The organism is Streptomyces sp. NPDC059534 (assembly GCF_042743475.1).
Taxonomy (GTDB): domain Bacteria; phylum Actinomycetota; class Actinomycetes; order Streptomycetales; family Streptomycetaceae; genus Streptomyces.
On the sequence record NZ_JBHWAQ010000007.1, the window covers coordinates 244,094 to 268,734 of the forward strand.

Annotated in this window: 22 protein-coding genes; 12 read left to right on the plus strand and 10 right to left on the minus strand. The window is 73.2% G+C overall.

The features are described from left to right. Positions 1-123: 123 nt before the first annotated feature. From ACFVZH_RS11880 to ACFVZH_RS11890, 3 genes are all read left to right on the plus strand, one after another. Positions 124-2,418 carry an FG-GAP repeat domain-containing protein gene (locus ACFVZH_RS11880; protein ID WP_384895804.1) on the plus strand — a complete coding sequence of 765 codons (2,295 nt, stop codon included), beginning with the start codon at positions 124-126 and terminating at the stop codon, positions 2,416-2,418. Positions 2,419-2,556: 138 nt separating this feature from the next. Next, positions 2,557-3,225, plus strand: coding sequence for an HAD family hydrolase (locus ACFVZH_RS11885; RefSeq protein ID WP_384895956.1), 669 nt, complete (start codon positions 2,557-2,559; stop codon positions 3,223-3,225). A gap of 1,304 nt (positions 3,226-4,529) precedes the next feature. Next, positions 4,530-6,533, plus strand: coding sequence for a protein kinase (locus ACFVZH_RS11890; protein WP_384895806.1), 2,004 nt, complete (start codon positions 4,530-4,532; stop codon positions 6,531-6,533). Here the strand turns inward: ACFVZH_RS11890 and ACFVZH_RS11895 are convergent. Both ACFVZH_RS11895 and ACFVZH_RS11900 read right to left on the minus strand, forming a co-directional pair. After that, on the minus strand, positions 6,522-6,935 hold the full coding sequence (locus ACFVZH_RS11895; protein ID WP_384895808.1) for a Zn-ribbon domain-containing OB-fold protein: 414 nt from the start codon (positions 6,933-6,935) through the stop codon (positions 6,522-6,524). The genes ACFVZH_RS11890 and ACFVZH_RS11895 overlap by 12 nt on opposite strands. Beyond that, positions 6,935-7,384 (minus strand): DoxX family membrane protein, encoded by a 450-nt coding sequence (locus ACFVZH_RS11900; protein WP_384895810.1) that lies wholly within the window; start codon positions 7,382-7,384, stop codon positions 6,935-6,937. Before ACFVZH_RS11900 ends, ACFVZH_RS11895 begins: the two co-directional genes overlap by 1 nt. Before the next feature lie 128 nt (positions 7,385-7,512). On the opposite strand from ACFVZH_RS11900, the gene ACFVZH_RS11905 reads away from it, so the two are divergent. From ACFVZH_RS11905 to ACFVZH_RS11935, 7 genes are all read left to right on the plus strand, one after another. Beyond that, on the plus strand, positions 7,513-7,869 hold the full coding sequence (locus ACFVZH_RS11905) for a PadR family transcriptional regulator (RefSeq protein ID WP_384895812.1): 357 nt from the start codon (positions 7,513-7,515) through the stop codon (positions 7,867-7,869). Next, on the plus strand, positions 7,866-8,645 hold the full coding sequence (locus ACFVZH_RS11910) for an HAAS signaling domain-containing protein (RefSeq protein ID WP_384895814.1): 780 nt from the start codon (positions 7,866-7,868) through the stop codon (positions 8,643-8,645). Before ACFVZH_RS11905 ends, ACFVZH_RS11910 begins: the two co-directional genes overlap by 4 nt. A gap of 139 nt (positions 8,646-8,784) precedes the next feature. Beyond that, positions 8,785-10,005 carry a flavin-containing monooxygenase gene (locus ACFVZH_RS11915; protein ID WP_384895816.1) on the plus strand — a complete coding sequence of 407 codons (1,221 nt, stop codon included), beginning with the start codon at positions 8,785-8,787 and terminating at the stop codon, positions 10,003-10,005. Positions 10,006-10,268: 263 nt separating this feature from the next. After that, entirely contained in the window at positions 10,269-12,491 is a 2,223-nt protein-coding gene (locus ACFVZH_RS11920; protein ID WP_384895818.1) for an acetate--CoA ligase family protein, read from the plus strand. Between the two features lie 11 nt (positions 12,492-12,502). Continuing rightward, positions 12,503-13,288 carry an enoyl-CoA hydratase/isomerase family protein gene (locus tag ACFVZH_RS11925; protein ID WP_384895820.1) on the plus strand — a complete coding sequence of 262 codons (786 nt, stop codon included), beginning with the start codon at positions 12,503-12,505 and terminating at the stop codon, positions 13,286-13,288. A gap of 50 nt (positions 13,289-13,338) precedes the next feature. Further along, positions 13,339-13,638: a hypothetical protein gene (locus ACFVZH_RS11930; protein WP_384895822.1), complete on the plus strand. Its 300-nt coding sequence runs from the start codon at positions 13,339-13,341 to the stop codon at positions 13,636-13,638. Further along, positions 13,626-14,234, plus strand: coding sequence for a flavin reductase family protein (locus ACFVZH_RS11935; RefSeq protein WP_384895824.1), 609 nt, complete (start codon positions 13,626-13,628; stop codon positions 14,232-14,234). The genes ACFVZH_RS11930 and ACFVZH_RS11935 overlap by 13 nt, the downstream gene beginning before the upstream one ends. A gap of 42 nt (positions 14,235-14,276) precedes the next feature. On the opposite strand, the gene ACFVZH_RS11940 is transcribed toward ACFVZH_RS11935, so the two are convergent. The 3 genes from ACFVZH_RS11940 to ACFVZH_RS11950 all read right to left on the minus strand — a co-directional run bounded on the left by ACFVZH_RS11940 (position 14,277) and on the right by ACFVZH_RS11950 (position 17,437). After that, positions 14,277-14,741: a hypothetical protein gene (locus ACFVZH_RS11940; protein WP_384895826.1), complete on the minus strand. Its 465-nt coding sequence runs from the start codon at positions 14,739-14,741 to the stop codon at positions 14,277-14,279. 23 nt (positions 14,742-14,764) lie between these two features. Continuing rightward, entirely contained in the window at positions 14,765-16,075 is a 1,311-nt protein-coding gene (locus ACFVZH_RS11945; protein ID WP_384895828.1) for an MFS transporter, read from the minus strand. A gap of 108 nt (positions 16,076-16,183) precedes the next feature. Next, a complete protein-coding gene (locus ACFVZH_RS11950) occupies positions 16,184-17,437 on the minus strand; it encodes an MFS transporter (RefSeq protein ID WP_384895830.1) in 1,254 nt (417 codons plus the stop codon). Positions 17,438-17,548: 111 nt separating this feature from the next. Here ACFVZH_RS11950 and ACFVZH_RS11955 point away from each other — a divergent pair, with 111 nt between their 5' ends. Continuing rightward, positions 17,549-18,544, plus strand: a complete 996-nt coding sequence (locus ACFVZH_RS11955) for a GlxA family transcriptional regulator (protein WP_384895832.1) — start codon at positions 17,549-17,551, stop codon at positions 18,542-18,544. On the opposite strand, the gene ACFVZH_RS11960 is transcribed toward ACFVZH_RS11955, so the two are convergent. From ACFVZH_RS11960 to ACFVZH_RS11970, 3 genes are read right to left on the minus strand one after another with little or no spacing between them, the layout of a single operon-like run. Further along, positions 18,505-19,722: an MFS transporter gene (locus ACFVZH_RS11960; RefSeq protein ID WP_384895834.1), complete on the minus strand. Its 1,218-nt coding sequence runs from the start codon at positions 19,720-19,722 to the stop codon at positions 18,505-18,507. The genes ACFVZH_RS11955 and ACFVZH_RS11960 overlap by 40 nt on opposite strands. 57 nt (positions 19,723-19,779) lie before the next feature. Beyond that, the gene (locus ACFVZH_RS11965) at positions 19,780-20,829 is read right to left on the minus strand and encodes a Zn-dependent alcohol dehydrogenase (RefSeq protein WP_384895835.1); all 1,050 of its coding nucleotides are present in this window, start codon (positions 20,827-20,829) and stop codon (positions 19,780-19,782) included. After that, complete coding sequence (locus ACFVZH_RS11970) at positions 20,826-21,758, minus strand: SDR family NAD(P)-dependent oxidoreductase (protein WP_384895837.1); 933 nt, start codon at positions 21,756-21,758, stop codon at positions 20,826-20,828. The genes ACFVZH_RS11965 and ACFVZH_RS11970 overlap by 4 nt, the downstream gene beginning before the upstream one ends. 101 nt (positions 21,759-21,859) lie before the next feature. Here ACFVZH_RS11970 and ACFVZH_RS11975 point away from each other — a divergent pair, with 101 nt between their 5' ends. Next, positions 21,860-22,786: a cyclase family protein gene (locus ACFVZH_RS11975; RefSeq protein WP_384895839.1), complete on the plus strand. Its 927-nt coding sequence runs from the start codon at positions 21,860-21,862 to the stop codon at positions 22,784-22,786. Positions 22,787-22,942: 156 nt separating this feature from the next. Here the strand turns inward: ACFVZH_RS11975 and ACFVZH_RS11980 are convergent, their stop codons facing one another. Beyond that, positions 22,943-23,386: an ATP-binding protein gene (locus ACFVZH_RS11980; RefSeq protein ID WP_384895841.1), complete on the minus strand. Its 444-nt coding sequence runs from the start codon at positions 23,384-23,386 to the stop codon at positions 22,943-22,945. 364 nt (positions 23,387-23,750) lie between these two features. Further along, positions 23,751-24,641 carry an acyl-CoA dehydrogenase family protein gene (locus tag ACFVZH_RS11985; RefSeq protein WP_384895843.1) on the minus strand — a complete coding sequence of 297 codons (891 nt, stop codon included), beginning with the start codon at positions 24,639-24,641 and terminating at the stop codon, positions 23,751-23,753.

Sequence of the window (24,641 nt, forward strand, 5' to 3'; positions counted from 1 at the left end):
CTTTGGCCCCCGTTACCACCGCCGTCCCGGTATACCCGGGGGAAAACCATTCCAACCCCCCATTTTTATTGGCGGGGGTGGCGTACAACGCCACGCCCGCACCTCTGGGGGAGGAACCTCACTTTGTCCGGAGCACGTACGTCCCGGCACCGGCTCGCCGCCGCCGTCACCGTCGCACTCGCCGTCACCGTCGGCACGCTCTCGGCCGTCCCGGCGGCCATGGCCACGACCGCGGCCACCACCGGCACCGGCGTCGGCACCACCGCCGAGGCGGCGCCCGGTACGACGACGGAGCAGAACGCCCTCACCATGCCGGCCGGCACCACGGTCAACGGCACCGGCCCCACCGGGTTCCTGACGTCCCACATGGAAGGCACGACGCGCGTCTTCACCTGGACGCGGCACGAGGACGGCGTCCAGACCCGGCTGCCCGGGGTGCGGTACGGGGTGAATCCCGGCACGGACATCGTCGTGCGCATCGACGGCACCACGTACACGTACGTCGACATGTCCACGGGCACCGAGCTGGTGGCGTTCGACACCAGCACGTTCGGCGGGACCTACTCGCCGCTCGCTTTCACGGGCACCACGCTGATCACGTCCACCTACGTGAACTCCCGTCGTGAACTGCACATGTTCAGCAAGGGCGAACAGGGGCAGCTCGTCGATCGCAAGCTGACCGGGGTGCCCGAGGGCGCCGCATACGCGCAGTTCGAGACCGGGACGCCGGGCACATTCCTCGTCCAGTACGTCATCCGCGTGGACCGCGTGGACCGTTACCGGGTGGCACTCGTGGACGTGGCGACGGCGACGGTCGTCGAGACGTACGACACCATCGAGAGAGACGCCTCGGCTGTGTCACCGACCCATATGGCCTGGATCGAGTGGCCCAGTTATGCGAAGGCGACCCTCGCCGTCGCCCGGCGGGGCAGCACGGAGATCGAGCGGGTGCCGCTGGGCGAGGCGTACAACACGACCGTGAAGCTGATGGGCGACTGGGTCGTGTACGGCGCGCTCGGCGGCGGAGCGTCCCCCCTCTCCACCCCCTTCTACAAGCTGACCGCGCGCTCGCTGAAGACCGGCGAGACGGTCGACCTGCTTGACCACTCGTCCTACGTCACGCAGTCCGCCGACGGCTCCCTGATGGTCACGGGCGGTACGGTCGCGCAGGGCGAGGGCATCTACCGGATCACCCCGGACGAGACGGGCAAGCCCGCCGCGTCCCTCCGGGTGACCACCGGCGTTCCCACGGTCCTCACCCTCAAGACAGAGACCGCGCCGCCGAGCGGCGTGGTCGACTTCGACCGCAACGGCGGCTCGCTGAAGGCGTCGTGGACGTTCAGCCGCCACAACGCGAAGGTGCGCCTGATCATTCGGCACACCGAGACCGGCAAGCAGTGGGACTCCCTGCCGCAGGCGCCGCGCACGGCGGACAAGCCGTTCGACTTCACGTGGGACGGCACGTTCAACGGCGACGGGGCCGGTCTCCCCGCGCACAACGGCGACTACACCTGGACGATGACGGCGAAGCCCGCCAACGGCATCGGCCCGGACGTCGTCCGGACGGGCGGCTTCACGGTGACCCGCGCGGTGCGGCCGCACGACTTCAACGACAACGGCACCCCGGACCTGCTCATCCGCAGCCGCCAGGGTCTCCTGAACTCGTTCGACGGCAAGCACGTCCTGAACACCGTCGAAACCAACGTCTTCCAGCCCTCCGCCCTCGGCTCCGGCTGGACCGCGTACGACCAAATCCTCACCCCGGGCAACGCCTCCGGCACCCCGTACCCCGACCTCCTCTCCCGCGACAAGACGGGCGTCCTCTGGCTCCACGAGGGCACCGGCAAGGGCTTCTCGCCCCGCAAGCGGATCGGCGGCGGCTGGCAGATCTACGACAAGCTGACCGCGGGCAGCGACGTCAACGGCGACAACCGCCCCGACCTCCTCGCCACCGACAAGACCGGCGTCATGTGGCTCTACAAGGGCACGGGGTCGACCGGCACCCCGTACGCCACCCGCGTGAAGCTCGGCGCGGGCTGGAACATCTACGACCAGATCACCGCCACCGGCAACATCGCGGGGGCCGCCGCAGGCGACTTCGTCGCCCGCGACAAGGCCGGCGTCCTCTGGATGTACCTCGGCAAGGGCAACGGCACGTTCGACACCCGCATCCGCGTCGGCGGCGGCTGGAGCAGGTACGAGGCCCTCGTCGCCGCCGGCGACACCGACAACGACGGCAGGAACGACCTCGTCGCCTACGACAGCGACGGCAACACGGCCACGTCCCTCATCCTGTACCGGGGCACGGGCAACTGGAAGACCCCCTTCAAGGCGGGCTACTCGCTGTACAACTACTCCCTGTACAACATGGACCCGTCGGGCATCGGCCTCGGCTCGTACGGCCAGACCGTCCACTGACGGACCGGCCCCACGGCGACGACTCCCCGGATGCGACGGCGACGTAGCATCCGGGGCGTGACCTCCGAGAACCGTGCCACCGTCCCCGCACCCGCGCCCACTCACACCCACGTTCTCTTCGACGTGGACGGCACCCTCATGGACGCCGTCGCCAACCAGCGCCGCATGTGGCACGAGTGGGCCGCGCGGTACGGCCTCGACGGCGACGACGTGTACGCCGTCGCGCTCAGGACCCGCCCCGTCGAGACCTTCGCGGCCGTCGCCCCGGACCAGGACCCGGCCGCCTGCCTCGCCCTCCTCCACGAACTGGAGGACGAGGACGTCCGCACGGGCACGTACGCGGCCTACGAGGGAGCAGCCGAGCTCCTCGCCGCCCTCCCGCCCGACCGATGGGCCCTGGTCACCTCGAACTACGAGCACCGCGTGCGCGGCCGCTTCGAACGAACCGGCCTCCCCCTCCCCCCACTGATCGTGGACGCCGCCTCGGTGACCGAGGGCAAGCCGTCCCCCGTCCCGTACCTCCTCGCGGCGGAGAAGCTGGGCGTGGACCCCGCCGACTGCCTCGTCATCGAGGACGCGCCGTCCGGGGTCCGCTCCGGTCTGGCCGCCGGCATGACGGTCTGGTCGGTCAACAGCCCGGCCCCCGTCGCGGGCGCCCACCGTCACTTCGGGACGCTGAAGGAGGCGGCGGGGGAGATCCTGGCGGAGGCCGCCGGGGAGGCCGCCGGGGAGGCCGCCGGGGAGGCCGCCGGGGAGGCCGCCGGGGAGGCCGCTGGGGAGGCACTGGCGGTAGGGGACCGGGTCTAGGTCCTTGGGGTGGGCGTTTCTCACGGGCCTCTGGTGGGACCGCCCTCTTTCCGAGAGTCGCGCCTTCCACCACCGCGTCAAGGGCGCCTTCGGCGTCGCTGCGCGATGGGCTGCGCCCACCCTTGACCCGGCGGCTCCAGACGCGAAAGACCTCTCGGAGGGCGGTCCGGGGGCCGGGGTCGCGGGGGCCCCGGGCAGTGTCCGGGGCCGGCGTGCGCCCGCCTGCCGGTGGGTGGGGGCTCGGTTTGTGGTCGGGGCGGGTGGGCCCCTCTTGCGGTCCGCCCGGGGTACGCGGTCGTTGAACGGGGCAGCGGGGCCGGGCCAAGCGGCGACCCGCCGCGCCGGCCCACCTTCAGGCCCCGCTGGTCATTCAACGTCGTCCACAGCGACTCGACAGCGCAACTAACCCCGCACAACTCCCGCCAATGGACATCAAGCACGCCCGAGATAACCCTAAAGAGGGCATATCACCCCCCTCCCGCCAGACTTACTGCGGGAAACCCCCGCCCCCGGCCCTGCCTCTACCCCTGCCCTGCCCTCACCGCCGCCTCCACCCCCACTCCCCTCCCACTCCCACTCCCACCCACCGGAAGTGACCAGCGGAAGTGACCAGCAGGAGTGACCGCCGGGAGTGACCAGCGGAAGCGACCACCGGGAATGACCAGCGGGGCCTGAAGGTGGGCTGGGGCGGCGGGTCGCCGCTTGGCGCCGCCGGACCACCCCATCCAACAACCGCGCACCACCAACAAACGGGAACGACCCCACCCGCCCCGACCGCAAACCAAGCCCCCACCCACCCCGCCACACCCACAAACTCACGCCCCACCGATGCCCGGCCTCGCTTCACCCCACCCACCGGGGCGACGGCCGCCGAGCCGACCCGGGCCACCCCCGGGCCGGGAAGCGTGGCCACGCCCCCCGGCCGCCCTCCGAGTGTGAAAAGGCGGCCTCCGCCGCCGGGTCAAGGGTGGGCGCAGCCCATCGGCGAAGCCGACTCGCCCTTGACGCGGTGGTGGAGGCCGCCACACTCGGAAAGAGGGCGGCCGAGCCAGAAGCCCTCAGGAAACCCCCACCCCCGAAACCTCACCACCCGACGGCCGAACGCCGAACGCCAAGCACCGAACCCCGGCCACCGGCCACCGGCCACCGGCCCCCGACCCCCGACCCCCGACCGACAACTACCGGCCACCAGCCACCCCCTACCAGCCACCCCCCACTCCCACCCCCAACCCTTCAACCACAGTCAGGCAACAAGGACTTGGCGTCCGTTCAGATTGCAATCACCCTCGGCTAGGGTGTGGCCCATGCAGGGGGAACTTGAGAACGGCTCTAGTTTTGACCGTCTGAAGGGCAGCGGGGCCATGCCGTTGGAGCCGGGGGATCCCCGGCGCATCGGGGCGTTCAGGCTGCTCGGCGTGCTGGGCTCCGGGGGGATGGGGCGGGTCTATCTGGGCGCCGTGCCCGGGAAGTTCGCGGCTGTGAAGCGAGTACTTCCCGTGCTCGCCGAGGACGTCGACTTCCTGAGTCACTTCGGGCACGAGCTCGACAACCTCGCCCGGCTGCCCGCGGGGGCGAACACCAAGCTCCTCGCCAGCGACCGCACGGCCAAACCGCCGTGGTTCGCGACCGAGTTCATTCCCGGCATCACGCTCAACGAGGCGATCCGCCTCCACGGCGGCCCGCTGACCGGCGACGCCCTGTGGCGTCTCCTCAGGGACGCGGCGGCCGGGCTGCGGGTGGTGCACGGCGCCGACATGGTGCACCGCGACCTCAAGCCGTCCAACGTCATGCTGACCGGCGGCGGCCTTTCCCTCATCGACTTCGGCGTGGCCCGCGCCGCCGACCAGAGCCGGCTGACGAAGACCGGCATGGTGATCGGGACGCCCGCCTACATGGCACCCGAGCAGGCCGTCGCGGACCGCCAACTGAGCGGCGCGGCGGACGTCTTCGCGCTCGGCAGCCTCCTCCTGTACGCGGCCAACGGCCGCCCTCCGTTCGGCGACGGTTCCGGCCCCGACCTCCTCTACCGGGTCGTCCACGCCGAGCCCGACTTCGGGTGCCTCACCGAGACCGAGCCCGAGCTGGCGGAGCTCGTACAGAAGTGTCTGGCCAAGGACCCCGCGGACCGGCCGACCGCCGACGACCTGGTCCGTCTCACCGAGGAGCGGGCGGCCGGCGCCGCTTGGCCCGCCGCCGTCGCCGAACGGATCGGCGAGCGCGCGGCCTTCGCGTCCGAGGCGCCCACCGCCGAGCACCTCGCGGAGCTGGAGCGGGCCGAGCCCGCCGAGGACGTCGCGACCGCCTCGCTCACCCCGCAGGGCGGCAAGGAGCCCGCGACGGCCTCCCCCGACCCGCTGGCCGTGACGGGCGGACAGGCCGCCCGCGGCGACCAGCGGAAGCGCCGCAACCGCTTCGTCATGCTCGCCGTGCCCGTCGTCGTCGCGACCGGCACCACCCTCACCGTCGCCCTCGGCCCGTACGAGATCGGCCGCCTGGGCGCCGGCCCCAGCACCTCCCCGTCCCCCTCCGTAACCGTCTCCCAGCCGGCGGCCGTACCGCCGTCGAGCGCGCCCGGTTCACCGTCCTCGAAGGCCCCGGTCTCGAAGCCGCCGACGTCCACCCCGCCCGGCGCTCCCGTCCCGCCACCGGCCGACGGCGGCGCGGCGGGCGGCGCGGCGGGCGGGGGCGCGGTCGGCGGCGGCGCGGGCGGCACGGGGACGTTGCCCGGCGGCTCGGGTTCCGGGTCCGGCTCTGGTTCGGGTTCCGGCTCGGGGTCCGGATCGGGCTCCGGCTCCGGTTCCGGTTCCGGCGGTGCGACGACCAACCAGCCCGTTCCCCCGCCGACGCAGACGACCACGAAGCCCGCGCCGCCGCCCCCGCCGTCCACCGGCAGCCCGGCGCCCTCGGGGACGTACTCGCTGGAGAACGCGAACACCGGCAACTGCCTGGCGGAGTACAACGCGGGCTTCGGCGACGTCATCACCACGGCCGAATGCGGCTCCAAGGGCAACGGCGGCACGACCTTCTATTACGCCTGGACCTACTCCTCCGGCGCGAACGGCACCTTCCGGCTCGTCAACAGGCACTCCGGCCGCTGCCTCCAGCCCGGCGGCGGCCCCGCCCTCACCACCGCCGCCTGCAACGGCGCGAGCGCCCAGTCCTGGAAGGTCGCCTCCAGCACCTCGTCCGGACGGACCTTCAAGAACATGAGCAGCGGGCAGTGCCTGACGGCGGGCAACTTCGCCATGACCTACGTCTGCGGCTTCGGCAGCACCCAGCAGCTCTGGCGGAACATCTCAGCCCTCTGAGTCCGGCGGGCCGAAGACGGGGACGACGATCTCCCCGTCCGGCCCCTCCGGGCGGAAGGCGACCTCCAGGTCCATGCCGATCCGGAGGTCGCCGTGGGGGACGTCGACGACCTGGGTCATCATGCGGGGGCCTTCGGGGAGGTCGACGACGGCGGCGACGTAGGGGACGCGGTCGCCGAACGGCGGGAGGTCGTTGCGGTGGACGACGGACCAGGTGTAGAGGGTGGCGCGGCCGCTCGCCCGCTCCCAGTGGACGTCGTCGCTCCAGCAGTGGGGGCAGAACTCGCGCGGGTAGTGGTGGGCGCGGGTGCAGGCCGTGCAGCGGCGGAGGAGGAGCCGGCCTTCGGCGGCGGCGTCCCAGTAGGGGCGGGTGAAGGCGTCGATGTCGGGGGTGGCCGTCATCAGAAGAGTCCGATCGCGGAGTCGAGTGACCAGGTCTGCCAGGACATGGCGAAGAGCGCGACGAGGGAGATGAGCGCCATCATCGCGTTCTGCCCCTGCTCGGCCCAGTCGTGGATCATCAGGACGAGATAGAGAAGGTTGAGGAGAAGGCCGCCGACGAGGGCGACCGGCGTGAGGAACCCGGCGACCAGGCCGAGCCCGAGGGCCAGTTCGGCGTAGACCACGACGTACGCCATGAGCTTGGGGCGGGGGGCGACGACGGTGTCGAAGCCCTTCTTGACCTGCGGCCACCGGTGTTTGCCGGCGACGTCGGCCGCCCAGGCGATGCCGGTTCCGCGTTCGAACCAGCCCTTCCTGTCCTTGTGGCGCCAGCTCTCCAGCCACCACAGGCCGAGGCCGATGCGGAGGACGGCGAGCCACTCGGCGCCGGTGAGCCAGACGGTCTGCATACGCGTCCCCTCGACAGGCTGTATCTGACGGTACGTCAGTTCAGCGCAGGGCGGGCACGGAGCGCAAGAGGCGCGAACGCCGCGGCGAGGCTTGCGGGAACCGTTTGTCAGCAGGTACCTTGCGACACATGGTACTGCCGAGCGGGTCGCGTTCAGGGGTGAGTCAACTCCGCAGGGGAATCCTGCAGTTCTGTGTCCTGGCGCTGCTCCGCGACGGCGAGAGATACGCCTTCGACCTCGTGCGCGAACTGTGCGACGCCCACGGACTCGTGACCAGCGAAGGCACCATCTACCCGCTGCTCTCACGGCTCCGGAAAGAGGGCTGGGTCGACACGGCCTGGAGGGAGTCCGACTCGGGCCCCCCGCGCCGCTACTACACGCTGACCGCGACAGGCCGGGCAGCACTGGACGAGTTCTCCGGCGAGTGGGGCACCTTCAAGACCACCGTCGACAACCTCCTGAACAGTGAAGGGAGCCACGGGTGACCTCGAGGCGAGACCAGCCCATAGACGAGTACCTGCGCCGCTTCGACAACGCGGCCGTGTTCCTCCCCGCCGACCGGCGCGAGGAGCTCCGCCAGGAGCTCGTCGAACACATCGACGCCGGCCTGGAGGAAGCCGACGCCCTGCACGCCGAAGCCGTCCGGACCGTCCTGGAACGGCTCGGACCCCCCGCCGACATCGTGGCGGCGGAGGTCGGCGGACCGAGATCCACCGGGTCCACCCCCGTGATCACCGCCCCGCCCGCGACTCCGGCCGCGCCGCCGACCGCGCCCGCCCCCGCCGCTCCCCCCGCCCTGCACAAGTCCGAGGCCGACGGCCTGGAACAGCCCGGGCAGGACGGCGCCACGGCGCCTCACGCCGCCTCCTCGCCCTGGTCGTCCTCGTCGCCCCCTTCCCCCTCGTCGCCTCCCTCCCCCTCGTCGCCCCCTCCGCCCTGGTCGCGCTCGTCGCGCTCGCGCCCCAGGCCGGCACTCCTGATCGGGGCGGCGACGGCGGTGGTGGTCGCGTTCGGCGCGCTGATGCTCGGCGTCACCACCTCCTCCGGCGACTCGGGGCCACTGCCCGCGAGCGAGGCGCCCGTCGCCCCCTCCCCCGGAGACGACGGCACCGGCAACCCGACGCCGACCACGGAGCCGAGCGCGGAGCCCACGACCGGCGGCGACTCGCCCACCGCGCCATCGCCCTCCGACACCCCCACCGGGCCCACGGCGTCACCTTCCTCCGAGGCCCCCACCGAGCCCACGGCCTCGCCGTCCTGACCCTCACGCTCCGGCGGCGGACCCTCACCCGCCGCCGGGTCGCTCGGCAGGGATTCCCGGTCCGTACGTGACCGATTCGCAACCGAAATCCCTCTTGACCGAGACCCACTGTGTGTACACGTCATTACGCTCAGCATTCATGGCCTCCACCCCCCGCTCACCGCACGGCGAACCGCCCGCCCACCCCGTCTACGTCATCGGGGGCGGCCCCGGCGGGCTCGCCGTCGCCGCCGCCCTCGGCGCGCGGGGCGTCCGCGCCGTCGTCCTGGAGAAGTCCGACGCAGTCGGCGCCTCCTGGCGCACCCACTACGACCGGCTCCGCCTCCACACCACCCGGCGCCTCTCCGCCCTCCCCGGTCTCAAGATGCCCCGCTCGTTCGGCCGCTGGGTGGCCCGCGCCGACGTCGTCCGCTACCTCGAGAAGTACACCGAGCACCACGAACTCGAAGTCGTCACCGGCGTCGAGGTCTTCCGCGTCGAACGCTCCGGCCCCGACTGGCTCCTCCACGCGACCGGCGGCCGCCTCCTCACCGGCCGCGCCGTCGTCGTGGCCACGGGCTACAACCACACGCCCCTGATACCCGAATGGGCGGGACTCGGCGAGTACGCGGGCGGGGCCGGGCTGGACGAGTCGGGGGCGGGTGACGGTGAAGCGCGGCTCGTCCACGCGCGCGCGTACCGCAACCCCGGGCCCTACAAGGGCAAGGACGTCCTCGTCGTCGGGGCCGGGAACACCGGGGCCGAGATCGCCGCCGACCTCGCCGGCGGCGGCGCCGCGCGCGTCCGGCTCGCGATCCGGACCGTGCCGCACATCGTCCGCCGCACGACCGCCGGCTGGCCCGCCCAGCGCACCGGCATCCTGGCCCGGCGGCTGCCGACGGCCCTCGTCGACCGGATGGGCGACCTGGTGGGCCGCGTCTCCGTACCGGACCTCTCCGCGCACGGCCTGCCCCGGCCGACCACGGGCGTCGCCACCCGCCAGCGCGAGGGCGCGGTGCCGGTGCAGGACGTCGGCCTCATCGACGCCGTACGCGCCGGAACCGTCGAAATCGTCGCCGCCGTCGACGGCTTCGACGCCGGCGAGGTCCTCCTCGCGGACGGCACCCGCATCGCCCCCGACGCCGTCATCGCCGCGACGGGCTACCGCCGCGCCCTCGAACCCCTCCTCGGCCACCTCGACGTCCTCGACGCGGCGGGTCGGCCGGTCGTCCACGGGCCGCGCTGCGCCCGCTCCGCCCCCGGCCTCTACTTCACCGGCTTCACCAACCCCATCAGCGGCATGTTCCGCGAGCTGGCCCTCGACGCCGAACGCATCGCCCGCCGCATCGCGAAGACGAAGCCCCGCCCGACCACCACCTGACCGGCCGGCCCACCCCGCCCTGCCCTGCCCTGCCCCGGCCTGCCCCGCCCGCCCCGGCGAGGGGCGCCGTTCGTTGTGCCCACCCGTTCCGCCCTGGGGGCAGCTCCCGGACGGACTCCGGGGGGTGAACGGTTGCCCACAGCAGGGCGACTCGGCCTCCGTCGCGAAGAGAGGTGCGCAAGGGCTTTCCTGACTAGGCGTCAGTTCTGTAATCTGATGGAGCGTCAGGTCAGTTGTCATGGGCGGAAGGGTGGAGCGGAACGATGCTCGGATCGACTCACGGCACCTTCACCACCGATCTCCGCGCGCGAGTGGTCGCCTGCGGGGAGGAACCCGGGACGGCCGTGCACGGCATGGCGGCGGCGCCCGGCGACAAGGACGTCAGCGGGCGGGCGTTGTACGCGCAGGTGCCGGATCTGGATCGGTTCTTCCGGCCGGAGTCGGTGGCGGTGGTGGGGGCGTCGGACGCGGAGGGCCGGCCGAACACGGGGATCACCCGGCAGTTGATGGCGTGGGCGGAGCGGGTGGGGGCGCGGATCGTGCCGGTGCACCCGACGCGTACGAGCGTGTTCGGGGTCGCCTGTGTGCCGTCGGTGGGCGCGCTGACGGAGCCGGTCGACCTGGCCGTCCTACTGGTGGCCGATCCGCTGCCCGTGATCGAGGAGCTGGCGGAGACGAAGGTGAAGTTCGCGGTGGCGTTCGCCTCCGGTTTCGCGGAGACGGGGGAGGCGGGGGCCGCGGCGCAGGAACGTCTCGCCGCCGCCGTACGCCGCTCGGGGCTCAGGCTGCTGGGTCCCAACACGAACCTGAACGCGTTCGAGCGGTTCCGCGAGGACCTCGACGGGCCCGCCGTGGCGCTGATCACCCAGTCCGGCCACCAGGGGCGGCCGGTGTTCACGCTCCAGGAGCTGGGCGTGCGGCTGTCGCACTGGGCGCCGACGGGGAACGAGGCCGACCTGGAGACCGCCGACTTCCTCTCGTACTTCGCCGGGCGGCCCGAGGTGGGGGCGATCGCCTGTTACGTGGAGGGGCTGAAGGACGGCAGGTCGTTCCTGCTGGCCGCCGACCGGGCGGCGCGTCACGGCGTGCCCGTCGTGGCCGTGAAGGTGGGCCGGACGGAGACGGGGGCGCGTACCGCCGCGTCGCACACCGGCAAGCTGACCGGCGCCGACCGGGTCGTCGACGCGGCCATGCGCCAGTTCGGGGTGATCCGGGTCGACGGGCTCGACCAGCTCCAGGACACGGCGACGCTGCTCGCCCGCGCGCGCCGGCCGGTCGCGGACGGGGTCGTGGTCTATTCGATCTCCGGCGGTACGGGCGCCCATTTCGCGGACCTCGCTACGGCGGCCGGGCTCACGCTGCCCATGCTGGCGCAGGGCAAGCAGGACGAGCTGCACCAGTGGATCCCGGAGTACCTGAACGTCGCCAACCCGGTCGACAACGGCGGCCATCCGGTGGGCGACTGGCGCGGCCGGAAGATCATCGACGCGATCCTCGCGGATCCTTCGGTCGGCGTCCTCATCTGTCCGATCACGGGCCCCTTCCCGCCCATGAGCGACAAGCTCGCCCAGGACCTGGTCGACGCGGCCGAGGCGACGGACAAGCTGGTGTGCGTGGTGTGGGGATCGCCGGTCGGGACGGAGGAGGCGTACCGCACGACGCTGCTGGGCTCCTCGCGCGTGGCGACCTTCCGTACCTTCGGCAACTGCATCGGGGCCGTGAAGGCGTATCTCGACCACCACGCCTTCACCACCGGTTACCGCTCCCCCTTCGACGAGGCCCCGCGCACCCCGTCCCCGTCCTTCCGCAAGGCCCAGGCCCTCATGCGGCCCGGCCGGCGGCTGAGCGAGCACGCGGCGAAGCAGCTGCTGCGGGCGTACGGGATACGGGTGCCGCGCGAGCAGCTCGTGACGAGCGCGGCGGCGGCCGTGCGGGCCGCCGGGCTCGTCGGCTATCCGGTGGTGATGAAGGCGTCGGGGGCCCAGCTGGCGCACAAGACGGAGCTGGGTCTCGTGAAGGTCGGTCTGACCTCCGCGAGCCAGGTGCGGGACGCGTACCGCGAGCTGACCGACATCGCCCGCTTCGAGTCGATCGACCTCGACGGCATCCTGGTCTGCCAGATGGTGGGCCGCGGGGTCGAGATGGTGGTGGGGGTGACCCGCGACGACCTGTTCGGGCCGACCGTCACCGTCGGTCTCGGCGGTGTCCTCGTCGAGGTCCTCGACGACACGGCCGTCCGCGTTCCGCCGTTCGGCGAGCCCGAGGCGCGCTCCATGCTCGACGAGCTGCGCGGGCGTGCGCTCCTCGACGGCGTCCGCGGCGCCCCGCCGGCCGATGTCGACGCGCTCGTCGAGGTCGTCCTGCGGGTGCAGCGCATGGCCCTCGAACTCGACGGCGACCTCGCCGAACTCGACATCAACCCGCTGATGGTGCTGCCGCGCGGCCAGGGCGCGGTCGCCCTGGACGCGCTGGCGGTCTGCCGCTAGGAGGCTTTCCGATGGCCGATGTCCTGCACAGCGTCGAGAACGGCGTCTCCTGGATCACGCTCAACCGTCCCGAGGCGATGAACGCCGTCACCTGGGACCAGCGCGAGGAGATCATCTCGCTGCTCGCCGAAGCCTCGGCCGACCCCGGCATCCGGGCGGTGGTCGTCACCGCCACCGGCCGCGGCTTCTGCGCGGGCGCGGACCTGCGCGGCGCGCCGGCCGGCGGCGAGCGGGTGGCGGGGGACGTGGCCCGGATGATCCGCCTCGGCGCGCAGCGCTTCATCGGGGCGGTGATGGACTGCGAGAAGCCGGTCGTCGCCGCCGTCAACGGGACCGCGGCGGGCATCGGCGCGCACCTCGCCTTCGCCTGCGACCTGGTGATCGCGGCGGACTCGGCGCGCTTCATCGAGGTGTTCGTACGGCGCGGCCTCGTCCCGGACGGCGGCGGCGCGTACCTCCTGCCCCGGCTCGTCGGCCCGCAGCGCGCCAAGGAGCTGATGTTCTTCGGCGACGCGGTGGGGGCGGCCGACGCGAAGGACCTGGGCCTGGTGAACCGGGTCGTCCCGGCGGCCGATCTGGAGAAGACCGCCCGCGAGTGGGCCGAACGCCTCGCCCAGGGGCCCACCCGCGCCCTCGCCCTCACCAAGCAGCTCGTGAACGCCTCCCTGGACTCCGACCGCGTCACCGCGTTCGCGGCGGAGGCGACGGCGCAGGAGATCAACATGGCGACGAGAGACGCGCAGGAGGGCGTGGCGAGCTTCGTGGAGCGGCGGGAGGCGCGGTACGAGGGTCGCTGACGCGCGGTACGAGGGGCGCGGCGGAAGCTGTCCTACCGGGGCCTTGGGGCGTGGCGTGCATATGCCGCACCCTGCCGCTCCGGTCGCCGGCGCCCGAGGCGTACGCGTACCGGTGGAAGGCGGACGGCGTCGACATCGCGGGGGCGACGGGTGCGTCGTACACGCTGCCGTCGGAGCTGTTCGGCAAGCAGCTGTCGGTGGCGGTGACGGCGCGCAGGACGGGGCACCCCGTCGTGACGGCGACGAGCGCGGCGGTCGTGGTGAGCTCGGGAAGCCCCCGGGGCGGCGGTCCGTCCGTCGTGCCGGGGGCTTCCAATCTGACGAGTCGTCAGTTTCAATGGGTGGTGTGATGGGACACGCGGGGATGGCGGCCACCGCCGTCCGACACCTGAGAGCGGCCGGTTCGCCGACGGCCGTGGAACCACTGCCCCGGCCGGTACTGCGCGCGGTACGGGAGGACGAACGACCACCCGTCGACCCGGCGGAGTTCCGCCGCGTCCTCGGCCACTTCGCGAGCGGGGTGACGATCGTGACGGCACGGGGCGCGGACGGGCCGGCCGGGTTCGCCTGCCAGTCGTTCGCGTCGCTGTCCCTCGATCCGCCGCTCGTCGCCTTCATGGTCGCCCGCACGTCGACCACCTGGCCCCGGATCGCGGACGCGGGCTCCTTCTGCGTCAACGTCCTGGGGGCCGACCAGGGCGGCCTGTGCCGGTCGTTCGCGGTGAGCGGCGCCGACAAGTTCGCGGGGGTGGAGTGGGCACCGGCCCCGGCCACCGGCTCCCCGCGGCTGTCCGGCGCGCCCGCGTGGATCGACTGCACCATCAGCGCCGTCCACACCGGCGGCGACCACCTGATCGTCGTGGGCCGGGTCGACGCGCTGGGCGCGGCGGAGGACGGGGATCCCCTGCTGTTCCACCGGGGGCGGTTCGGGCGGTTCAGCGCGTAAGTGGGGACGGGTACGGCGCGTAGGGAGGACGGGTCAAGCGCGTCAGTTGCCCGGCGCCGGCGCCTTGCCGCGGAGGCGCGGGAGGCGGCCCGCTCGCCGCGTGGCCGCCGCGGCCACCGTCAGGACCACGAGGCCGGTCAGCCAGGCGCCGACCGCGCCCATGGGTCCCGTGAGCTCCGAGAGGGCGCGGGGAAGGACGGGGACGGTCGCGGCGAGGGCGGCGACGGCGGGGATCCAGGCGTCGGCGCGGCCGCCGAGGCGGCGCTCCAGTTCCTCGCTGAGCCAGACCGTGGGGAGGACGAGGAAGACGGCCGCGAGGAGCAGGCCGAGAACGCCGACCGTCGCCAGAACCGGGTGCGTGAAGACGGGCAGGAAGCGGACCGGGCCCGCGTCGGAACCGGCGAGGACGGCCTGGGCCGCCATGGTGACGGCCGCCTCCAGGACCAGTACGAGTACCGCGACGCGCAGCATCCGGCCGGTGCTGCGCCCGCTGTCAGGACCGCTCATCTGCGATCACCCCCTGAGGTCCATCATGCTCCTGCCAGGGACGGCAGCTCCGTCCGGGGTCGCCTGATGACCAGGGCCATCAGGGCGGCCGCGGCGCACAGGGCGCCGGAGGCGTACCAGACGACGTCGTAGCTGCCGAAGAGGTCGCGGGCGAGGCCGCCGGCGAAGGCGACGACGGCGGCGCCGACCTGGTGGGAGGCGAGGACCCAGCCGAAGACGATCGCCGAGTCGTCGCCGTAGTGCTCGCGGCAGAGGGCGATCGTCGGCGGGACGGTGGCGACCCAGTCCAGGCCGTAGAAGACGATGAAGAAGAGCATCGGCGGGTGGACGGAGGGTGCGAGCAGCATCGGCAGGAAGAGCAGCGAGATGCCGCGCAGGGCGTAGTAGACGGCGAGGAGGCGGCGGGCCGAGAAGCGGTCGGTGAACCAGCCGGAGGCGATCGTGCCGACGACGTCGAAGACGCCGATGACGGCGAGCAGTCCGGCCGCCGCCGTGACGGGCATGCCGTGGTCGTGGGCGGCGGGCACGAAGTGGGTCTTGATCAGGCCGTTGGTGGAGGCGCCGCAGATCGCGAAGGTGCCGGCGAGGAGCCAGAAGGGGCCGGTGCGGGCCGCCTTGAGGAGGACGGTGACGGCGCGGCGGGCGGCGCCGGCGACGGGGGCGGGCTTCTCGGCGTACTCCCCGCCGTACGGGGCGAGGCCGACGTCCGCCGGGTGGTCGCGGAGCAGCAGCCACACGAACGGGACGACGGCGAGGGCGGCGAGGGAGACGGTCACGGCGGCGGGGCGCCAGCCGTGGTGTTCGACCAGCCAGGACAGCAGCGGCAGGAAGACCAGCTGGCCGGAGGCGCCGGCGGCGGTGAGGATGCCGGTCACCAGGCCGCGGCGGCCGACGAACCAGCGGTTGGTGACGGTCGCGGCGAAGGCGAGGGCCATGGAGCCGCTGCCGAGGCCGACGAGGAGGCCCCAGTAGAGGACGAGCTGCCAGGCCGCCGTCATCCAGACCGTCAGGAGCGAACCGGCGGAGATGATCGTCAGGGCGATGGCGACGACCCGGCGGATGCCGAACCGGTCCATGAGGGCGGCCGCGAAGGGGGCGGTGATCCCGTAGAGGGCGAGGTTCACCGAGACGGCGAAGCCGATCGTGCCGCGCGACCAGTCGAACTCGGTGTGCAGCGGCTCGATCAGCAGGCCCGGCAGGGAGGCGAAGGCCGCGGCGCCGATGATCGTGACGAAGGTGACCGCCGCGACGAACCAGGCGCGGTGGACGCGGGGGGTGCGGACGGGGGGACGGTCGGGGGCGTGACCGGCGGGGCGCTGGGTTGTCTGGGCCATGCCACTGAGCATCCCGTCCGGGCCCTGCCCCGACCATTGGCCCGAACGACAGCTTTCCAAAGGATCGGGACACGGCCCCAGCGCCCCCACCCCCGGGGCCGGGGCGCCTCACACCCGCGTCAGGGTCCTGATCGGCCGTACGACGAGGAGCGCCGCCACCACGAGCACGGCGATCCCCGCGCCGGTGAGCAGGACCTGCTCGGTGCCGACCGCGGCCGCGACGGGCCCCGAGAGGGTGCGGCCGACGCCCATCATGAGGAGGGAGCCGGCGACGTCGTAGGCGTGCATGCGGTTGAGGTCCTCCTGCGGGACGTGGGTCTGGACGGTGGTGGACCACATGACGAGCCAGAAGGCGAAGGCCGCGCCGCCGATGAACTGGCCGGCGCCGAGGAGGGCGAGCGGTGCGCCGAGGCCGAGCAGCAGGAGGTTCACGGGGAGGCCGAGGAGGGCGACCGCGCCGGAGGCGAGGGGGCGGCGGGGGCGGAGCCGGAGGGCGAGCAGGCCGCCGGCGGCGCTGCCGGCGCCGTTGACGGCCATGATCACGCCGTACGCGGCCGAGCCGTGGTCCGCGGTGACCAGGCTCGCGGTGAGCGGGACCATGGGTCCGGCGACGGTCAGCCCGTACACGGTCCAGATGGATATGACGCCCCACAGCCAGCTGCGGGAGCGGAACTCGCGCCAGCCGCCGGCGAGTTCGGCGCCGAGGGAGTCGCGGCGGGCGGAGTCGGAGGGGAGCGGGGCGATGCGCAGGAGGGCGAGGCAGAGGGCGCTGACCGCGAACGTGGCGCCGTTGACGGCGAAGACCGCCCCCGCGTTCCACAGGGCGACGAGCAGGCCCGCGGCGGCGGGTCCGGCCATGGTCATGAGGGCTTCGACGACCCGCAGGACGGCGTTGGCCCGCTGCACGTCGGGGGCGATGCGCGGGATCGTGGAGGCGACGCCGGGCTGGAAGAGGGCGGCTCCCATGCCGGCGGCGACGGAGAGGGCGTACACCGCCCAGAGCGGCGGGCTGCCGAGGGTGAAGGAGACGGCGAGGACGGCGGCTCCGGGCAGCCTCAGGAGGTCGGCGAGGATCATCATGCGGCGGGCGGTGAAGCGGTCGGCGAGGACGCCGCCGAAGAGCACGAAGAGCGCGAAGGCGGCGGTCCAGCCGCCGAGCGCGTACCCGACGGTGGAGCCGGGGTGCCCGGCGCCGAGGAGTCCGGCGGCGAAGGCGACCGGGACCATGCCCTCGCCGAAGACGGCGACCGCGCGGGCGACGAAGAAGAGCCGGAAGTTACGGTTCCACAGTGCGGGCGGCTCGGCCGGGGCGGGAATCCGCTCGGCGGCCTCAGACTTGTACGTGTTGTCCGTCACGGACAAGTAGAGCTACCAGCAAGTGGTCTGGACCACCACTGATTTTTCCACACGGACCCGCACCGCCGATTCCACCGCTGCCGTTTCCACCGGTCTCCGTCGAAGGGAGCACGGCCCGTGCCGTCGCCGTCCGGCCCCACCCCGCACCGCGTCGCGGTCCTCGCCCTGCCCGGGCTCCTGCCCTTCGAACTCGGCATCCCGCACCGCATCTTCGGGCGCGCCAAGGACGCCGAGGGGCGGCATCTGTACGAGATCGTCACCTGCGCCCCGGTCGCCGGCCCGGTCCCCACCGACGCCGACTTCGCGGTGTACGTGGAGCACGGCCCGGAGATCCTCGCGACCGCCGACACGGTCGTGGTGCCCGCCTCGTACGAGCTCGGGCCGATCTACGACGAGGGCAGGCTCACCGAGGAGCTGGCCGCCACGCTCGCGCACATCCGGCCCGGCACCCGGCTGGTCTCCATCTGCACCGGCGGGTACGTGCTCGCCGCCGCCGGGTACCTCGACGGCCGCCCGGCCACCACCCACTGGTCCTCCGCCGAGCACTTCCAGCGGCTCTTCCCGACCGTACGGGTCGACGCCGACGTCCTCTTCGTCGACGACGGCGACGTCCTCACCTCGGCGGGCGTGGCCGCCGGCATCGACCTGTGCCTGCACATCGTGCGCCGCGACCACGGCACGGCCGTCGCCAACGACGTCGCCCGCAGGACCGTCGTGCCGCCGCACCGGGACGGCGGGCAGGCCCAGTACATCGAGCGGCCCCTCCCCGAGGCCGGCACCCACACCACGACCACGGCGCGGGCGTGGGCGCTCGCCCATCTGCACGAGCCGATCCAGCTGAGGGACCTCGCCGGGAAGGAGTCGATGAGCGTCCGGACGTTCACCCGCCGCTTCCGCGACGAGGTCGGCGTCAGCCCCGGCCAGTGGCTCACCCAGCAGCGCGTCGAACGCGCCCGGCACCTCCTGGAGTCCACCGGCCTGCCCGTCGACCGTGTCGCCCGGGACGCCGGCTTCGGCACCGCCCAGTCGCTGCGGGTGCACCTGATGACCGCGATCGGGGTGACCCCGACCGCCTATCGCCGCACCTTCCGCGCGGGGGCGGACGCCGTCTGAACCTCCGGCCCGCCGCGGCGGGACAGCCGCCGCTCCCCCACCGCGCCGATCACGGTCAGGAGCACCGTCAGGCCCACCCCGCACAGGATCGCCGTGGACGGCGCCACCACCTTCAGGAGGCCGCCCGCGAGCGTGCCGCTGGCCGCGTAACCCGCGCCCACGGCCGCGTACATCACCGAGTATCCGGCGGCGAGCGCGGACGGCGGCAGCAGCTCACGCAGCGCGAGGTTGCGGGTCAGCATCGCGGGGGCCATGAGCAGCCCGGAGGACGCCAGGGCGACGCCCATGGCCGGCGCCCCGGGCAGGACGGCGATGAGCGCGACCCCGGCGGACACGCTCAGGATCAGGACGACGGACTGCACCGGCAGCGAGCCGGGCCATCCGCCGCCCCGCAGGCCGTACACGAACGCCCCGACCGCCGAACCGACGGAGAACCCGGCGAGCAGCGGGCCCGCCCAGCCGATGGCGATCCCGCGCTGTTCGAGGAGGGCCGGCAGGATCAGCTCGGCGAGCGCGAGCAGGGTCAGCGCGCCGGCGCCGAGGACGTAGATGGGCCACACCCGCAGCAGGGCCCGCCGCGCCTCGGCCCCCTTGCTCGGCGGCTCGGCCGCCCAGCCGGCCGGCAGCAGCCACAACCCGGCCACCGACAGCGCCATCAGGGCGCCCTGGAGCAGCAGCGGCACCGCCGGGTCGACGCCGAGCGCGAGCCCGGTGGCGAGCGCGGGCGCCGCCGCCCAGATCCCGAAGGTCAGCACCGACTCCATGCTCATCGCCTGTGTCACGGCCCGCTCCGGGACCATGCCGGTCAGCAGCGCCCGCAATCCGCCCGGCACGGCGGCGGGTCCGGCGCCCGCCACCACCGCGAGGGCGGCGAGGACCACCGGATGCGCGCCAGGGGCCAGTCCGAGCCCGGCGAACCCCACCGCCCCGACCGCCAGCCCGCCCACGAGCTGCGGCCGGGCCTTCTCCGCCCGCATCCGCATCCCGAGCACCGGCGCCGCCACGATCTCCCCGAGCACGTACGCCGCCGCGATCACCGCTCCGAGCGTGTACCCGCCGGGCCGCTCCCGTACGAGGAACACCAGCGCCAGCGGCGCCATGGCGACGGGCAGCCGGCCGGTGACCATCACGGCGGACCAGGCGAGGACGGGTCGGGTGGCCAGTTCGCGGTAGGACATGGTCGGGACCGTAACGGCTGTTCGCCCCTGACGCCCAGCGCGTTTCCGGCGCACCCGTCAGAACGTGAGCACCCCCCGGGCCACCTTCCCCCGCTCGGCGTCCTCCACGGCCCGCGCGAACTCCTCCACGGGGTAGGTGGCGGTGACCAGCTCGTCGAGGAGGAGGGTGCCGGAGCGGTACAGCTCGGCGTAGAGGGCGATGTCCTTCTGGGGGCGGGAGGAGCCGTAGCGGCAGCCCAGGATCGACTTGTCCAGGAACATCGCGGCGGGCAGGAAGGTGGCCTCCGCCTTGGGCGCGGTCATGCCGAGGAGGATCGCCTGGCCGTGGCGGTCGAGGAGGTCGACGGCGGTGCGGACGAGTCCGGTGTGGCCGACGCACTCGAAGACGTGGTCGGCGCCGGTGGGCAGGATCTCCCGTACGCCGTCGGTGGAGGCGAGGAAGTGCGTGGCGCCGAACCGGCGGGCCACGGCCTCCTTCTCCGGGTTGGTGTCGACGGCCACGATCGTCGGGGCGCCGGCGATCCGGGCGCCCTGGATGACGTTGAGCCCGATGCCGCCGGTGCCGATGACGACGACCGTCTCGCCGCGGCCGACCTTCGCGCGGTTGAGCACCGCGCCGACGCCGGTGAGGACGCCGCAGCCCATGAGGGCGGCGGAGGTGAGCGGGATGTCCTTCGGGATCTTCACGGCCTGGACGGCCTTGACCACGGTCCGTTCCGCGAAGGAGGAGTTCGAGGCGAACTGGTAGAGCGGCTGCCCGTCGCGCGAGAACGGCTGCCCCGGCATCCCGATCGCCTTGCGGCACATGGTGGGCCGGCCCCGGTCGCAGTCCGCGCACGCCCCGCAGTTCGCCAGCGTGGACAGGGCCACGTGGTCGCCGGGGACGACGTGCCTCACCCCGGGGCCGACGGCCTCGACGACACCGGCGCCCTCGTGGCCGAGGACGACGGGCGGCGGGAACGGGATCGTCCCGTCGACGACGGACAGGTCGCTGTGGCAGAGCCCGGCGGCGGCGATGCCGACGAGCACCTCACCGGGCCCGGGGTCGCGCACCTCCAGGTCGTCGACGACCTGGACCTGCTTCCCGTCGAACACGACACCTCTCATGACCCCTCCTCCTTGGCGGCGTTGGGCCGGTCGCCCGCCGCGGCGGCCCGCGCCATCTCCTCCAGGCGGGCGAGCATGGGCATCGGGTCGGTCCCCACCGTCCCGGGGAGGAAGTCCGCGATCCGCTCCGGGGTCCACGCGCCGCCCTCCGCGTAACCGGCGCGCAGCTCCCTGGGCTGGGCCCAGACGGCGATCTTGGGGCCGGCGATCGTGTAGACCTGGCCGGTGATCTTCTCGGCGCGGGCCCGCTCGGAGAGGAGGTAGACGACGAGTGCGGCGACGTCCTCCGGCTCGCCGATCTCCTTGAGTTCCATGGGGACGTTGGCGGACATGCGGGTCCGGGCGACCGGTGCGACGGCGTTCGCGGTGACGCCGTACTTGTGGAGTCCGAGCGCGGCCGAGCGGACCAGGGAGATGATCCCGCCCTTGGCGGCGGAGTAGTTGGCCTGGGCGACGGACCCCTGGTGGTTGCCGCTGGTGAAGCCGACGAGGGTGCCGGTGCCCTGCTTGCGCATGACCGCCGACGCGGCCCGGAAGACGGTGAAGGTGCCCTTGAGGTGGGTGGCGACGACGGGGTCCCACTCCTCCTCGGACATGTTGAAGAGCATCCGTTCGCGGAGGATGCCGGCGACGCAGACGACCCCGTCGACGCGCCCGTACTCGGCGAGGGCGACGTCGACGATCCGCTGCCCGCCCGCCATGGTCGAGATGTCGTCGGCGACGGCGACGGCGGAGCCGCCCGCCGCCTCGATCTCCTTCACCACGGCGAGGGCGATCTCGGAGGTCGGTTCGCCGCCCTCGATCGACACCCCGTAGTCGTTGACGACGACCTTCGCGCCCTCCGCCGCGCACGCGAGGGCGACCGCGCGGCCGATGCCCCGCCCCGCGCCCGTCACGGCGACGACCTTGCCAGCCAAGAAGTTCCCCACGCCCGGCCCCTTCCCGCAATTTCTGACGGTCCGTTAGATTCATGCGTCGTCAGGATTCTACGGTCCGTCAGATACCGGAAAACAAGACCCCGGAGGCCCCGATGTCTCTCCCCGCCGCATTTCACGAGATCGCCAAGCGCGTCAACAACTGGGGCCGTTGGGGCCGTGACGACGAGATCGGCACACTGAACCTCGTCACCGACGAGGTCGTGCGCGAGGCCGTCGCCACCGTCCGCACCGGCCTCCGCGTCCCGCTCGCCGTCGACCTCAAGCAGGACGGCGTGCAGACCGGAATGATCCCCGGCCGGGTGAACCCGCTCCACGTCATGGTCCAGGTCAACCAGGAGCTCTTCGGCCCCGGCACGGTCGCCACCAGCGACGACGCCGTGACCCTGGGCCTCCAGGCCGGCACCCACTGGGACGCCCTGACCCACGCCTCGCACTCGGGCCGCATCTACAACGGCCGCCCCGCCACCACCATCACCGCGCACGGCCGCTCCGAGTTCAGCGGCATCCACACCGCCCGCCACCTGGTGAGCCGCGGCGTCCTCCTGGACGTCGCCGCCGCGAAGGGCGTGGACCGGCTGCCCGGCGACCACGCCGTCACCCCGGAGGACCTCGACGAGGCGGCCGAGTTCGGCGGGGTCACGGTCCGGGCCGGCGACATCGTGCTCGTACGGACGGGTCAGATGCAGGTGTACCTGGCAGGGGACAAGCACGGGTACGCCTTCCCGTCACCGGGGCTCTCGGTGCGCACACCGGAGTGGTTCCACGCCCACGACGTCGCGGCCGTCGCCAACGACACGCTCACCTTCGAGATCTTCCCGCCGGAGATCGACGACCTGTGGCTGCCGGTGCACGCCCTCCACCTGGTCGAGATGGGGATGCTCCAGGGGCAGAACTGGAATCTCGAATCTCTGTCCACAGCCTGTGCACAAGAGCGGCGCTACGCGTTCCTGCTCTCCGCCATGCCGGAGCCCTTCGTCGGCGGCACGGGCACACCGGTGGCCCCGGTCGCGATCCTCTGACGCGCCTGTTGGCGGGCGGCGGCGCGCTCGCGCGCGCCCCGAGCACGGCACGGCCGCCGCCACCCGGCCACGACCCGCACACGCCGAGGGCCCACGGCCCTCGGCTCCCCTCGCCACGAATCGCTCACACCAGAGTGGGCAAAACGCCACGAACCGTCAACAGTGCACCCGACCGGGCGACACCGCGCCCTGCGCGTGCGCGGGAGCCACCGGGGCCCGGTCCACCTCGCACCAGATGCTCTTCCCGGCCCCTTCGGGCTGCCAGCCCCACCGGTCGGCGAGACCGTCCACCAGCTCCAGGCCGCGCCCGTTGGTGTCGTCGCCCTGCGCGCGCCGGGGCCGCGGCGGGCGGTCGCTCGTGTCGGCGACCTCGACCCGCACTCCGCCCTCCGCCACGAAGAGCATCCGCAGCACGGCGGGGCAGCCGGTGTGCACCACGGCGTTGGTCACGAGCTCCGAGATGATCAGCACCAGCGTGTCGGCCAGCGGCTCGTCGTCCCCTATGCCGGAACCGGCGAGCCTCGACCGCGCCCACCTTCGGGCCCGCCCCACTTCGGCCGGGTCGGGCCCGACCTCCAACTGCACCTGAAGCACCTGCACCGCTCACACCATCCGAACCGGCGGACACACCTTCACGGAACGTGATTCCCTTGTGGGACAGCATGGTTGACGTACAGTCACCGCAACAAGCGCTTCGGGCATATTCCAGCGCGAAGGAGTACGCATGGTCCATACTGTGCGACGCACGCTGCGGGCAGTCGAACGCCGAGCGCGAGCGGCGGGCATTCCCGGACACGGGGCCGCCCCAGGGGCGACACCGGGACGAACCGGGCCAACAAGCACGCGCATCCCACGGAGAGTACCGGAGCCGGAGGCCGACTCCGGGCCGTGACGGCCCCGCCGAAGGACACAACCCGGTATCGACATTCCGTGACACCGCGAACGCGCAGCGCTACGACTCCGGTCACAGAGCGGCGGCGACCGCCTCCTCCGCCCGCGCGGCGGGCAGCCGCAGCCGGGCCCGCACCCAGGCCCGTTTGAGGTGGAGATGGACGTCCGCCTCCCAGGTGAAACCCATGCCGCCGTGCACCTGGAGGCAGTCACGGGCGTTGTCCGTCGCGGCCTCGTCGGCGAGGAGCTTGGCCCCGGCGATCTCGACCGGGTCGCCGGTGACGGACGCCGCCCACACGGCCGCCCGCGCGAGCTCCGTCCGCACGAGCATCCCCGCGCAGAGGTGCTTCACCGCCTGGAACCCCCCGATCACCTGACCGAACTGCTCGCGCTCCCGGGCGTACGCCACCGCCGCCGCGGTGGTCCTGTCGGCGCTCCCGACCTGCTCGGCGGCGGTGAGGAGGACGGCGACGGGATCGTCCGCGCCCGCGCCGTCCGCGCCCCCTCCACCCGCGCCCCCGCCGTCCGGCACCCGGTGCAGCGGCGTCAGCGGATCCACCGACCGCACCGGCACGGCGCCCGCCACGTCCCCCAGCACCACGTCCGCCTCGTCCAGCCAGGGGACGAGCCCCTCCGAGGCGTCGGTGACCACGACGGCCCCCTCCGCCGCCCCCGGCACCGAACCCGCCGCCAGATGCGTCGCCACCAGCGGCCCCGGCAGCAGCACCCTTCCCGCCTCCTCGAAGACGAGCACCGCCTCGGGGAGTCCGAGCCCCACCCCGCCGTCCGCCTCGGGGAGCCGCAGCGCGAAGAACCCGGCGTCGCCGAGCTCCCGCCACAGGCCGCGGTCGAGACGGCCGGAGTCGACGGCCGCCCGCAGCGCCTCCCGGCCGAAGCGGCCTTCGAGCAGTTCCCGTACGCCCCTGCGCAGCGCCCGCTGGTCGTCGGTGAGTCGGAAGTCCAT